The organism is Streptomyces sp. NPDC054883, assembly GCF_053610645.1.
This window is the reverse complement of the sequence record NZ_JBSGYT010000011.1, coordinates 78024-90471: the sequence shown is the minus strand read 5'-3', so window position 1 is coordinate 90471 and position 12448 is coordinate 78024. Positions and strand designations below refer to the sequence as shown.

General features: G+C 72.9%; 11 protein-coding genes. 5 read left to right on the top strand and 6 right to left on the bottom strand.

Going from position 1 to position 12448, the window contains the following annotated elements:
- Positions 1-37: 37 nt before the first annotated feature.
- Both purU and ACWGH1_RS11275 read right to left on the bottom strand, forming a co-directional pair.
- Entirely contained in the window at positions 38-916 is an 879-nt protein-coding gene (purU, locus tag ACWGH1_RS11280; RefSeq protein ID WP_453354132.1) for a formyltetrahydrofolate deformylase, read from the bottom strand.
- 14 nt (positions 917-930) lie between these two features.
- Positions 931-1458 (bottom strand): SCO4402 family protein, encoded by a 528-nt coding sequence (locus ACWGH1_RS11275; protein WP_453354131.1) that lies wholly within the window; start codon positions 1456-1458, stop codon positions 931-933.
- Between the two features lie 115 nt (positions 1459-1573).
- On the opposite strand from ACWGH1_RS11275, the gene ACWGH1_RS11270 reads away from it, so the two are divergent.
- A complete protein-coding gene (locus ACWGH1_RS11270; RefSeq protein WP_453354130.1) occupies positions 1574-2854 on the top strand; it encodes an ABC transporter substrate-binding protein in 1281 nt (426 codons plus the stop codon).
- 18 nt (positions 2855-2872) lie between these two features.
- Here the strand turns inward: ACWGH1_RS11270 and ACWGH1_RS11265 are convergent, their stop codons facing one another.
- Together ACWGH1_RS11265 and ACWGH1_RS11260 are read right to left on the bottom strand one after the other, a co-directional pair.
- Positions 2873-4426 (bottom strand): hypothetical protein, encoded by a 1554-nt coding sequence (locus ACWGH1_RS11265; RefSeq protein WP_453354129.1) that lies wholly within the window; start codon positions 4424-4426, stop codon positions 2873-2875.
- A gap of 102 nt (positions 4427-4528) precedes the next feature.
- On the bottom strand, positions 4529-5911 hold the full coding sequence (locus ACWGH1_RS11260; protein ID WP_453354128.1) for a transcriptional regulator: 1383 nt from the start codon (positions 5909-5911) through the stop codon (positions 4529-4531).
- A gap of 220 nt (positions 5912-6131) precedes the next feature.
- Here ACWGH1_RS11260 and ACWGH1_RS11255 point away from each other — a divergent pair, with 220 nt between their 5' ends.
- From ACWGH1_RS11255 to ACWGH1_RS11240, 4 genes are all read left to right on the top strand, one after another.
- Positions 6132-6812, top strand: coding sequence for a bifunctional DNA primase/polymerase (locus tag ACWGH1_RS11255; protein ID WP_453354133.1), 681 nt, complete (start codon positions 6132-6134; stop codon positions 6810-6812).
- Positions 6813-6902: 90 nt separating this feature from the next.
- The gene (locus ACWGH1_RS11250; RefSeq protein WP_453354127.1) at positions 6903-7733 is read left to right on the top strand and encodes an ABC transporter ATP-binding protein; all 831 of its coding nucleotides are present in this window, start codon (positions 6903-6905) and stop codon (positions 7731-7733) included.
- Positions 7730-9379, top strand: a complete 1650-nt coding sequence (locus ACWGH1_RS11245; protein ID WP_453354126.1) for a transporter — start codon at positions 7730-7732, stop codon at positions 9377-9379. The genes ACWGH1_RS11250 and ACWGH1_RS11245 overlap by 4 nt, the downstream gene beginning before the upstream one ends.
- 246 nt (positions 9380-9625) lie before the next feature.
- Positions 9626-10165 carry a LuxR C-terminal-related transcriptional regulator gene (locus ACWGH1_RS11240; RefSeq protein ID WP_453357126.1) on the top strand — a complete coding sequence of 180 codons (540 nt, stop codon included), beginning with the start codon at positions 9626-9628 and terminating at the stop codon, positions 10163-10165.
- A 16-nt stretch (positions 10166-10181) separates the two neighbouring features.
- Here the strand turns inward: ACWGH1_RS11240 and sigJ are convergent, their stop codons facing one another.
- Positions 10182-11072 carry an RNA polymerase sigma factor SigJ gene (sigJ, locus tag ACWGH1_RS11235; RefSeq protein ID WP_453357127.1) on the bottom strand — a complete coding sequence of 297 codons (891 nt, stop codon included), beginning with the start codon at positions 11070-11072 and terminating at the stop codon, positions 10182-10184.
- Positions 11073-11171: 99 nt separating this feature from the next.
- The gene (locus tag ACWGH1_RS11230; RefSeq protein ID WP_453357128.1) at positions 11172-12107 is read right to left on the bottom strand and encodes an alpha/beta fold hydrolase; all 936 of its coding nucleotides are present in this window, start codon (positions 12105-12107) and stop codon (positions 11172-11174) included.
- Positions 12108-12448 lie beyond the last annotated feature (341 nt).

The window sequence follows — 12448 nt, the reverse complement described above, 5'->3', positions numbered from 1 at the left end:
TACAGGCGCAACCCGCGGCCCACGCGGCTCGTCCGCGTCAGGCGAAGACCACCGTCCGGGTGCCGTTCAGCAGCACGCGGTGCTCGCTGTGCCACTTCACCGCGCGGGCGAGGGCCTGACACTCCACGTCGCGGCCGATCGCGACGAGCTGTTCCGGGGTCACCTCGTGGCCCACCCGCTCGACCTCCTGCTCGATGATCGGGCCCTCGTCCAGGTCGGCCGTGACGTAGTGCGCGGTCGCGCCGATCAGCTTCACGCCCCGCGCGTGCGCCTGGTGGTACGGCTTCGCGCCCTTGAAGCTCGGCAGGAAGGAGTGGTGGATGTTGATGATCCTGCCGCTCAGCTCCCGGCACAGGGTGTCGGACAGCACCTGCATGTACCGCGCCAGCACCACCAGCTCGACGTTCTGCGCGCGCACCAGCTCCAGCAGCTCCGCCTCGGCGGCCGCCTTCGTGTCCTTCGTCACCGGGATGTGCACGAACGGGATGTCGTAGGAGCCGACCAGCTCCGCGAAGTCGGTGTGGTTCGAGACCACCGCCGCGATCTCCACCGGCAGCGCGCCGATCCGCGACCGGAACAGCAGGTCGTTGAGGCAGTGCCCGAACTTCGACACCATCAGCACGATCCGCATCCGCTCGTCGGAGCGGTGGATCTGCCAGTCCATCTTGAAGGAGTCCCCGATCGCGGCGAAGCTGGCCCGCAGCTTCTCCACGGTGGCCGGCGCGTCCGCCTCGAAGTGCACCCGCATGAAGAACAGACCGGTGTCGCGGTCGCCGAACTGCCGGCTGTCCTCGATGTTGCATCCGGTCATGAACAGGTAGCTGGACACGGCGTGCACAATGCCCTTTTTATCCGGGCAGGAGAGGGTAAGGACGTACTGCTGCGGCTGCGCCTGGCGCTGCGGGTCATCGTTCATGACGGCAAAGCCTTTCACACCGCGCGGGTGATGATTCTCAACAGTTCGAGGGAGCGCGGCGCGGCGTCCGGATCGTCCCCGTCCGCCGTCGCGAGCCGTACGTGGGCCTCGCGCGCCGCCCGTACCGCCTCGGGCCAGGCGTGGTGCTCCAGGTACACGGACACGGGCGCGTCCGGGCCGACCTGGTGCAGGATCCGCAGCACGCGCAGGACCGCGAGGTCGACGAGGGCCGCCTCGCCCGAGTCGCGGAAGATCGTGCCGACGTACTTCTCGGCCGACCAGCTGTCGAGCCAGGTGTCCTCGACGAGCCGGTACACGGCGTCGGTGAGGTCCCCGTACCCTTCGACGCCGGCCTGCCAGACCTCCTCCTGGAACACCGGGTCGGAAAGCATGTGCAGCGCCGAGCGCACGTTGCTGCGCCAGCGCCACCACGGCATGTCGTTGAGGGGCATGCCGCCCATGGTGGAGGAGCGGCCGCCGCGGCGGGAAGAGTTCTTCGAACCTTGGGCGAATGTCACGCTTTCGATCGTACGTTCCCCCATGGCGCGATCTTGAAGCACCTGTGCGTGACCGGACCCCCGCAATTCACCTTCCGGTCACCACATGTTGTGTACACCTCATGCTCGCGTTCCCCCGGGGGCGGAATGGTGCGTGGACATGACCGACCGGCGACGTACGACCTCCCTGTCCCGCACCCTCCTGGCCACGGCGATGGGTGCGTGCCTCGTCGCCGGATGCGGGGTGACCCCCGGGGGCTCGGGGGGCTCCGGGGGCACCATCACGGTGATGACCTTCGCCCCCATGGGGACCAAGGCGACCAACATGCCCGGCATGCCCGGCATGGCCAAGGCGTACGAACGCTGGGTCAACGCCAAGGGCGGCATCAACGGCCACAAGCTGCGCGTCCTGACCTGCAACGAACGGAACACCCCCACCGGCGCCGCCGACTGCGCGCGCAAGGCCATCGCCGAGAAGGCCGTCGCGGTCGTCGGCTCGTACAGCCAGCACGGCCGCGCCTTCATGGCCCCCCTGGAGGCCGAGGGCATCCCCTTCATCGGCGGCTACGGGGTCTCCTCCGAGGAGTTCGAGAGCACTCTGTCCTACCCCGTCAACGGCGGCCAGCCCGTCCTCCTCGCGGGCGCCGGACACCAGCTGGGCAAGGTGTGCGGCCAGGTCGCACTGGTCCGCCCCGACACCCTCGCCGGCGATTCCATGCCGGTGCTGCTCAACGCCGGGCTGCGGGCCAACAAAGTGCCGGACGCCGCCGACATCCGCGCGGCCGAGGACGGCGCCGACTACACGGCGCAGGCCCGCGAGGCGCTGGCCGACTCCACCGGCACCGCCGCCAAGGACCGCGGCTGCGTGACGGCGGTGCTCGGCGAGCGCACGGAGACCTTCCTCGACGCCTTCCGCCGCACCGACGACAAGCACAAGAAGCCGCAGATCGCCTCCGTCCTCGGCAGCGTCAGCCAGGCGCTGGTCGACCGGACCGGCGGCCGCGAGAGCCCCTTCGAGGGCGCCTACCTCACCAGTTGGTACCCGGTGGCCGGCGACCCCCTGTGGGGACCGATGCGCAAGGTGATCTCCGAACAGGCCTTCGGCGACGACAGCGTGGACCCCGACGACAGCGGAACGCAGACGACCTGGATCGCGTACACCGTGCTGAACGAGGTCGTCGGCCGCCTCAAGCGTGACGAGGAGGTCACCGCGCGCAAGATCGCCAAGACCCTCAACCAGACGGCGGGCGTCCAGACCGGCGGCCTCACCCCCGAGCTCAGCTGGCGCTACCAGGACGTACGGGCCGTCGCCGGGTTCCCGCGCATCTCCAACGGGCGGGTCACCTTCCAGGTCGTCCAGCAGGGCCGGCTCGTCGCGCAGCCGGGCGAGGAGCCCCAGGACATGACGCCGACCCTGGAACAGGCGCCCCGCGCAGCCTGACGCCCGGGGCGCCGGGCGTCACAGCTCGGTCTTGTCCCGGCGGGTGAGGCCGTACTTGGCCGCGATCGAGTTCCACATGGTCGCGGCCGACTCCTTGGCCCGCGTCGCCTCACCGCTGGACTTGTTGCCGTCGGCGGCGTTGTCGGTGGACTTCGCCTTGCCGTCCTTGCACTTGCCCTTGTCGTGGTTGACGTCGTCCGCCCAGCCCGCGTAGCTGCGGTCGGCGGCGGCCGAGGACTTCCACGCCTTGGTGAGGGCGGCGGCGAGCTTCGCGTGGTCCGGCAGCTCGTCCATCTTCAGATCCTGCAGCCGGGTGACCATGTCGTCGCGCTTACTCGCGGCGTCCCGCAGGTCCAGGGCCGCCTGGTCGAGGTTGCGGCAGCTCTTGACGTCGTCGACGGCCTTGATCACCGCCGCCCGGCTCTCGTTGCTGTCCGCGAGCACCTTGTCGAGCTGGACGGCCTGTGGGCGGGCCGGATCGACCTGGGCGTCACCGGCCGCCGATCCGGAGCCGGTCGGGGCGGGGGCCTCGGCGGCGCCCGGGTCGCTGTTGGCGGCCTTGCCGCCGTCGCCGAGCAGGGAGCCGACGCCGAGGCCGGCCACGGCGAGGCCGATGACCGCGGCGGCGATGACCCCGGCCGAGATCTTGCGCGGCGGGGCGGGCGGGGGCGGGGCGGGGGCGTAGTGCTGCTGGGGCTGGGGCGGTACGGGGCCTGCCGGAGGCCCGACGGGCCCGCGGCCGCGCGGGGCCCGGCGCGGCACCGGCTCCTGGATCTTGGGCAGTTGCCGGGTGTGGCCGGCGCTGTCTTCATCGCTGCGGAACAGGCCGTCGAAACCCTGCACGGCGGAGTCCGCGGGCGCGGCCGGAACGGGCGGGATGAACTGCGTGGCCGCCTCGTGCGGGGCGGGGCCGTCCACGACCGGCGGGATGTACTGCGTCGCCGCCTCGTGCGGGGCGGGCCCACCAGCGGCCGGAACGGGCGGCATGAACTGCGTCGCCGCCTCGTGCGGGGCGGGCCCGTCCACGACCGGCGGGATGAACTGCGTCGCCGCCTCGTGCTGGGCAGGCCCGTCCACGACCGGCGGGATGAACTGCGTCGCCGCCTCGTGCTGGGCAGGCCCGTCCACGACCGGCGGGATGTACTGGGTCGCCGACTCAACGGGGCCCGGTGTGCCCGGTATGGGCGATATGTATTGGGTCACCGCCTCCGGCAGCGGCGGGTACCCGTAGCCGTGCGGGTCCCCCGGCCCCTCGAAGCCCGGGCCGACCACGTGCCCCGGCGGCGGGTACCCGTACCCCGGCTGCGGGGCGTACCCGGGCGCGGCCTGCGGCGGGTACCCGTAGGCGGGACCGTCCGGCGCCTGCTGCTCCTGCACCCCGTACGCCGGGTACTGCGGCTGCCGGGCGCCGTACTCCGGCTGCGGTGAGCCGTACTCGGACTGCCGGGCGCCGTACTCCGGCTGCCCCGACCCGTACTCCGGCTGCTGCGCCGCGGGCCCCGGGTCCGGGCCCCACGGCGCGCCGGCCTGCGGGGCGGCCTCATGACCGCTCCCCTGTCCGCTCTCCGTCACCGGGAACTCCTTCACCGACCTGCCCGCACGTACGGAACCGTCGGCCCACGCTACCCGGTCACCGGCCGCCCCGGTCAGTCCCACCCGGAGCCGCACCCCGGCTCAGACCGCCGCCACCTCCAGCCGCGCCGCGAACTCCCGCACCGCCGCCTCCTCGCGGTACGGCTCCAGCCGGGCCCGGAAGTCCTCCAGGTACTCCGCCCCGCGCCGGGTGCGCAGCGAGTCCAGCAGATCGGCTGCCTTGGCCGCCGTCTGGCAGGCCTGCTCCACCTCCCGCTGCTGGACCTGCGCCGCCGCCAGCAGCAGCAGCCCGATCGACCGGCGCCGCGCCTTGGCCTCGGGCAGCCCCCGCAGGGCCTCCTCGGCCCGCCGGGCCGCCGCGTCGGCCTGGCCGAGGTCCCGGTGGCAGTGGGCCAGCTCGTCCGCGAGGTAGGCCTGGTCGAAGTGGCGGATCCACACCGGGTCGTCCCCCGACTCGGGCTCCGCCCGCTCCAGCGCGGTCACCGCCCGCCCGGACAGCACCGCCGTGGCCCGGGCATCGCCCAGCAGCGCGTGCCCGCGCGCCTCGGCGGCGTAGAACATCGCCTCCACCCGCGGGGTGACCTGACCGCGCGTGCCCTCCTGGGCGGCCCGGGCCAGCTGCGCGATCTCCCGCGGGTTGCCCAGTTCGGCGGCGAGGTGGCTCATGGACGCGGCCAGGACGTAGCCGCCGTACGCGCGGTCGCCGGCCGCCTGGGCCAGCCGTAGCGCCTGGATGTAGTAGCGCTGGGCGAGGCCCGGCTGGCCCGTGTCCACCGCCATGTAGCCCGCGAGTTCGGTCAGCCGGGCCACGGCCGCGAACAGTGCCCGCCCGACCGGCTCCCGGTAGGAGCCGCCGATCAGCCCGGACACCACGGAGTTGAGGTAGTGCACCACGACCGGGCGCACGTGCCCGCTGCCGAAGCGGTGGTCGAGCTCCTTGAGGGCCTCGGTGGTCGCCCGTACCGCTTCGACGTCGGGCATCCCGACGCGCGAGCCGCTGTTGCGGGCCACCTGGGGGTCGGCGCCGGTGATCAGCCAGTCGCGGCTGGGCTCGACGAGGGCGGAGGCGGCGACGCTGGAGCCGGAGAGGAAGTCGCGGCGGCCGACGTCGCTGCGCCACAGCTCGCAGACCTGCTCGATGGCGCCGATGACGGTCGGGGAGAACTGCAGGCCGACGCCGGAGGCGAGGTTCTTGCCGTTGGCCATGCCGATCTCGTCGATGGTGACGGTCCGGCCGAGTTTGCGCCCGATCGCCTCGGCGATGATGCCCGGTGCCCGGCCGCGCGGCTGCTGTCCGCGCAGCCACCGGGCCACGGAGGTCTTGTCGTAGCGGAGATCGAGGCCGTGCTCGGCCCCGCACATGTTCACGCGCCGGGCGAGCCCGGCGTTGGAGCACCCGGCTTCCTGGATGAGCGCCTGCAGCCGTTCGTTCGGCTGGCGGGCGAGGAGAGGCCTGGCTGCCATGAAAACCCCCTGAAGCCGCGGGAGAGCGTTGGAATGATCACTTCCCGCCTGATGTGCGGAGAATCTTCCTCTCTGCGTGGTGTCGCTACCCACGGACCGCGCCCCGGGCTCCTACGCGCCCCCGCCCGTGCTTCCGTGCGCCCCATTTGCAGGATCGATGCTCCGCCCACGGGCCGGTTTACGCCCGTAACCCCGGCTGGGTGCGGGAGTTGTGATGGGCGTGGAAGAGACCATCGGAGTCACGGAGACCGCACCCATCCCCAAGCAGCGCGGCGAGCAGCTGCTGGACCATGCCGTGCGGTACGCGGAAGAACGGCACTGGGATGTCTTCGCGGGCACCTGGCTGGAGGCGGGCGACGGCCGGGAGGTGTGCTCCTGCGGGAACCCGGAGTGCCCCGCGCCGGGCGCCCACCCGGCGGTGAAGGACTGGGCGGCGCTGGCCACCGGCAGCGCGGTACAGGTGCGCCGGATCTGGGCGAAGCAGCCGCGCGCCTCCATCCTGCTGCCGACGGGCCGGACCTTCGACGCCATCGACGTGCCCTCCGCCGCCGGGATCCACGCCGTGGCGCGGCTGGAGCGGATGCAGCGCACCCTCGGCCCGGTGACCCTCACCCCGGACCACCGGATGCTGTTCTTCGTCCTGCCCGGCGCCGGGGCGAAGGTGCCGGACCTGGTACGGAAGCTGGGCTGGTCGGCGCCCGCGATCGACATGGTCGCGCGGGGCGAGGGCGAGTACGTCGCCGCGCCGCCCACCCGCTTCGGCGGCCGGGGCCCGGTGCAGTGGGCCTGCAAGCCCACTCCGGCCAACCGGTGGCTGCCGGACGCCGAGGAGCTGATCGACGCGCTCGCCTACGCGTGCGGCAGCCAGGCCGCCGCCGCGCGCGCGGGCCGCACCGCCTGAGTTCATGACATAAGTAACTGCTGCCGCCTCGTCCCCTGCTCCTATGGTGAGGAACGTACGACCACGGGGATCAGAACGAGAGGCAGGCGCATGCCGGACCAGGGTGATGCGACGAGCAGGACGGACGGCGGAACGGGGGGCGTGCGATCCGCGCCGCCCGCCGCCGTGCGGATAGAGGGGCTGTGGAAGCGGTTCGGCGAGCAGGTGGCCGTGGCCGGCATCGATCTGGAGATCCCGGCGGGCCGGTTCATCGGGCTCGTCGGACCGAACGGCGCGGGCAAGACGACGACGCTGTCGATGGTGACCGGACTGCTGCGCCCCGACATGGGGCGGGTGTTCGTCGCCGGACACGACGTGTGGGCGGACCCGGCCGAGGTAAAGTCGCGGATCGGCGTCCTGCCGGAGGGGCTGCGGCTGTTCGAGCGGCTCTCCGGGCGGGAACTGCTCGGCTACATGGGCCGGCTGCGCGGTCTGCCGGGCGAGGAGACCGACAAGCGGGCGACGCAGCTGCTGGACGTGCTGGACCTCGCGGGCTCGCAGCACAAGCTGGTCGTCGACTACTCGACGGGCATGCGCAAGAAGATCGGGCTGGCGGCCGCGCTGCTGCACAACCCGGAAGTCCTGTTCCTGGACGAGCCGTTCGAAGGCGTCGACCCGGTGTCCGCGCAGACCATCCGCGGAGTGCTGGAACGTTACACCGCGTCCGGGGCCACCGTGGTGTTCTCCTCCCACGTGATGGAACTCGTCGAGTCGCTGTGCGACTGGGTGGCCGTCATGGCCGGCGGCCACATCCGCGCGGCGGGCCCGCTGGCCGACGTGCGGGGCGCCGCGCCCTCCCTCCAGAGCGCGTTCCTGGAACTGGTCGGAGCGCACGACCGGGCCGCGGGCGACTCCCTGGACTGGCTGGGCGGCGGCCGATGAGCACCCTCCCGGTCACCACCGCCGCGCCCGCGGCACCCGTCACCGCCGCCCCGGCCCTCTCCCTGACGCCGCTCTTCGTCCGCCTGAAGCTGTCGCTGCTCAAGAACGGGCTGAAGGGCTCCTCGAAGCGCAAGGCGGCCTGGTTCGGCACCCTCGTGCTGGCACTGGTGGTGGGCTTCTTCGTCACGCTGGGGCTGGCCCTGCTGCACGGCAACGCGCACGCGGGCACGGTCGTCGTGATCCTCGCGGCGATCCTGGCGCTCGCCTGGAGCTTCATGCCGCTGTTCTTCCCCAGCGGCGACGAGACGCTCGACCCGAGCCGGCTGGTGATGCTGCCGCTGCGCCCGCGGCCGCTGGTACGGGCGCTGCTGGCGTCGTCGCTGGTCGGCATCGGCCCCCTGTTCACGCTCTGCCTGGCCGTCGGCTCGGTGGTGGCGGTGGCCCGGGGCGCGGCCGGGGCGGTGTTCGCCGTCGTGGCCGTTCCGCTGCTGCTGCTGGGCTGTGTGACCCTGGCGCGGGCCGTGGCCACCGCCAACGTACGGCTGCTGTCGAGCCGCAAGGGGCGTGACCTCGCGCTGCTCAGCGGGCTGCTGATCGCGATCGGCGCCCAGCTGGCCAACTTCGCCGCGCAGCGGCTGTCCCAGCCGGGCGGACTGGCCCACCTGGAACCGGCGGAAGCCGTGATCCGCTGGCTGCCGCCCGCGACGGCGGTGGGCATGGTGGACTCCGCGAGCGAGGGCGACTACGCCGCGGCCGTGGCCCAGCTGGTGCTCACCCTCGCCGCCCTGGCCGGGCTGATGTGGTTCTGGGAGCGCAGCCTGACCAGGCTGATGGTGACCCCGGACGGCTCGACCCTGGCGGCCGCCGCCCCGCGCAAGGACCGCGACACCGGGCCGGGCCCGTGGGCCCTGTTGCCGGGGGGCCGTTCGGGCGCCGCGATGCAGCGCACCCTGCGGTACGTGCTGCGCGACCCGAAGACGAAGTCGGCGTGGGTGACGGCGCTGGCGGTGGGCCTGATCGTGCCGGTGTTCAACGCCCTCCAGGGAACCGGCTCCGTCTACCTCGCCTGCTTCGGCACGGGCATGCTCGGCATCCAGATGTACAACCAGTTCGGCCAGGACACCTCGGCGTTCTGGATGGTCGCGCAGACCCTGTCGACGCCGCGCGACGTCTTCGTGGAGATGCGGGCCCGCGCGGGGGCGCTGGCCCTGGTCACGGTCCCGTACGCGGTGCTGGTCACGGCGGTCACCGCCGGGCTGGTCGGCGACTGGGCCTACTTCCCGACGGCGCTGGGCCTGGCGCTGGCCCTGCTGGGCGCGATGCTGTGCACGGGCGCACTGGCGTCGGCCCGCTTCCCGTACTCCATCCCCACGGACGGCGCGTTCAAGAACGTGGCGCCGGGCCAGGGCGGGCTCGCCTGGCTGGGCATCTTCGGCGGCATGTTCACCTCGGCGGTGATCTGCGCGCCGGTGATCGCGGTGACGGTGTACTTCGCCATCACCCCGGAGCAGCAGCCCCTCGCCTGGGCCGTCCTCCCCCTGGGCATCGCCTGGGGCACCCTGGCGGCCTGGGCCGGACTCCACCTGGCGGCCCCCATGGCAGCCCGCCGCCTGCCGGAAATCCTGACGGCAGTCAGCAAGGGCTGACGCCCCGCAGCCCGGCCCGCGCTCCTGAGGGCGGCGCGGGCCGGGCTTTTCCGTGTCCCGATCAGCCGGTGGGGAGCTTCGCCGTGAAGGCGGTCGGGACGCTGACCACGTCGTTGAAGCTGAGCTTGCCCTCGCCGAACCGGTCGGCGGTCATGGCCTTCTTCTTGCCGCCGGTGACCTGCCAGACGGTGTTGCCGTCGGGCTCCGCGTATCGCGGGCCTGGCGCAGGAGGCGCGCACCGATCTGATGACCTTCGCGCCGGGCGGCGGACACCGTGCGGAGAGCCTGGAAACTTCACCGGCTTCGGCTACGACAAGCGTCCGCAACAGTCAGCCGACGGTGGTCTACGCGGCCTGGCTGGGTGACCTCGGCGGCGAGGTGCGGACCGCTCCGGAGCTGCCCACCCGGTTGATGATCTTCAACCGGTCGACCGCGGTGATCCCGGTCAGCAGCGAGGACAGCGCGGCGGGCGCGGTGGTGCTGACCGGGCAGGGCACGCTGATGGCGCTGTGCGCGCTCTTCGACAACGTCTGGGCCGCCGCGCGCCCGCTGGGCACGGCCGAGCCGGTGCGGGACGAGGGCGGGCTCAGCCCGCAGGAGACCACCGTCATCCGGTTGCTGGCCCAAGGCCTGACCGACGAGGCGATAGCCAAGCGACTGGCGGTCTCCCCGCGCACCGCCCGCCGGCTGGCCACGGACCTGATGGACCGGCTGAACGCCCGCAGCCGCTTCGAGTTCGGCGTACGGGCGGTCCAGCGCGGCTGGCTGCCGCACTCGACGGACTGAGACCGGGCCCGGACGGCTACGAATCGGCCTCGATGCCGGCCAGGTCCAGGGAGGACAGGCGGTCGGGGTTCCCGATGGCGGTGATGGCGACGATCAGGCCGTCGGTGACGGTGAAGGCCATGACCGAGAGCGGGCGGCCGTTCGCGGAGACGACGACGCCCGCGGCGCCGTTGACGAGCGCCGGGCGGACGAACGGTGAGAGCCCGCTGAACATGAGCGCCTGACCGGCCACCGTCCGCGCGCCGTTGAGCACGACCGTGTGGCGGGCGCGGCCGGCGCCGCCGTCGGAGCGCAGGACGATGTCGGGGTGCAGCACCGAGACGAGCGCGTCGAAGTCGCCTTCACGGGCGGCGGCGAAGAACGCGTCGACCACGCGCCGCTGCGCGCCCAGATCGGGGTCCGCAACCGGGGCCTGGCCCTGCACCCGACGGCGGGCGCGGCTCGCCAGCTGCCGCACCGCGGCCGGGGTCTTGTCTAGCATCGGGGCGATCTCGTCGAAGGGCACGGCGAACATGTCGTGCAGGACGAACGAGAGCCGCTCGGCGGGCGACAGCGACTCCAGCACCACCAGCAGGGCCAGCCCGACCGAGTCGGCCAGCATCGCCTGCTGCTCGGGGTCGGTCACCGTCTCGCGGCTGACGACGGGGTCGGGGATGAAGGTCTCCAGCGGATCCTCGCGCCGGGTCGCACGCGAGCGCAGGGCATCCAGGCAGAGCCGGGACACCACGGTCGTCAGCCACCCGCCGAGGTTCTCCACCGCGCCGACGTCACTGCGCCCGAGCCGCAGCCAGGCTTCCTGCACGGCGTCCTCGGCCTCGCCGAGGGAGCCCAGCATCCGGTAGGCCACCGCCTTGAGGTGCGCGCGGTGCTCCTCGAACCGTCCGGCCAGCAGTTCGTGCTCGTCCACGTCTCGCGTTCCCCTCCACCACGCCCCGCCTGCGGGAGCGACCTGCTACGCATCCTGGGCCCTGGCTCGCGCGAACCCCAGGCGGTATCGGCGAGTCCGTCAGGAAAGGGCCCTGACGCCGTCCAGGAACGGCTCCAGCACCGCGCGCCAGGCGGCCGGCTGGTCGTAGTGCAAGTAGTGGCCCGCTTCCGGGATTTCGGCGTACCGGCCCGCCGGGAGGACGCGGACCATCTCCTGGGCTTCGGCGCGGCCCAGTTCGCCGTCGAGCCCGCGCACGACCAGCGTCGGGCAGCGGACCTGGGCCAGCTCCTCCCAGTGGGCGTCGTGGACCCACGTCTCGCGGGCCGTCAGCATCTGGCGGCGGGAGAAGAGGGGGCGCCAGCCGTCCTCGGCCTGGTGCATGACCTCGGCGAAGAACGCGCCGCGGCCGGGATCGGGGCGGTCCACCCGGGGGTCGTCCTCGCCGAACCAGCGGCGGGCCGCGTCCTGGGTGGGGAAGGGCAGCGGCCAGCGGCGGAACCAGTCCTCCCACTCCCGCTGCGAGGCCTCGCCGAGGGCGGAGGCCCGCATGTCGCAGATGACCAGGGCCTCCACCAGCTCGGGACGGCGGGCCGCGAGCTGCCAGGCGGTGAGGGCGCCCATGGAATGGCCGATCAGGGTCACGGGGGCGAGGCCGAGCTGCTCGACGGCGGCCTCGGCATCGGCGACGAAGGCCTCGCGCCCGAAGGCCGCCGGGGCGCCCTGGGCACCGGCGGCGTCAGGGGTGCCCTGGGCGCCGGGGCGGCCCGGGGGACGTCCGCTCTGGCCGTGCCCGCGCTGGTCCAGGGCCACGACCCGGCGGTGCTCGGCCAGCCAGCGGGCGGTGCCGGCCCAGTGCATGGCGCGGCCCATCAGGCCGTGGAGTAACAGGACCGCGGGCCGCTCGGCTTCGTCGGGCGCGCGGCGTTCCCCACAGGTCTCCCGGCCCGGTGCGAGGAACTCCCAGGCGGCCAGGCGTACGCCGTCGGCCCCTGTGACATCGATGCGCTGTACCACCGCAGATGCACCCCCTTCGATCCCCGCCAGGGTATCGAACCCGTATTCGAAAACGGTGTTCTCGCCGACAACACCGCTCTTTCGAGTGACCTTGCTCAAGGATTGGCCGCCGCTGCCGATGGAGATCCTTTCAACAGGGAGGCGGGCCGCTCGGGGAAGACGGTCCGAAGGGGATGACCTTGAGAGCTCGGGGCTCCAGGTCAGTCGGGGAGGACCGGTCCCCGCGCCCGAAAGCCCCCGGGCCCGTTATTTAAGCCCCGGGGGGCGCATAGTGGGCCAAGAAACCCCGGACGGTTCACCCCCTATTCCGGGAGCCCCGGACCCCCGCCCCAGCACCCCCA

Excerpts from the sequence above, each read along its gene's own strand:
- purU (WP_453354132.1), bottom strand. The coding sequence starts at position 916 with ATGAACGATGACCCGCAGCGCCAGGCGCAGCCGCAGCAGTACGTCCTT.
- ACWGH1_RS11275 (WP_453354131.1), bottom strand. The coding sequence starts at position 1,458 with ATGGGGGAACGTACGATCGAAAGCGTGACATTCGCCCAAGGTTCGAAG.
- ACWGH1_RS11270 (WP_453354130.1), top strand. The coding sequence starts at position 1,574 with ATGACCGACCGGCGACGTACGACCTCCCTGTCCCGCACCCTCCTGGCC.
- ACWGH1_RS11260 (WP_453354128.1), bottom strand. The coding sequence starts at position 5,911 with ATGGCAGCCAGGCCTCTCCTCGCCCGCCAGCCGAACGAACGGCTGCAG.
- ACWGH1_RS11250 (WP_453354127.1), top strand. The coding sequence starts at position 6,903 with ATGCCGGACCAGGGTGATGCGACGAGCAGGACGGACGGCGGAACGGGG.
- ACWGH1_RS11245 (WP_453354126.1), top strand. The coding sequence starts at position 7,730 with ATGAGCACCCTCCCGGTCACCACCGCCGCGCCCGCGGCACCCGTCACC.
- ACWGH1_RS11240 (WP_453357126.1), top strand. The coding sequence starts at position 9,626 with ATGACCTTCGCGCCGGGCGGCGGACACCGTGCGGAGAGCCTGGAAACT.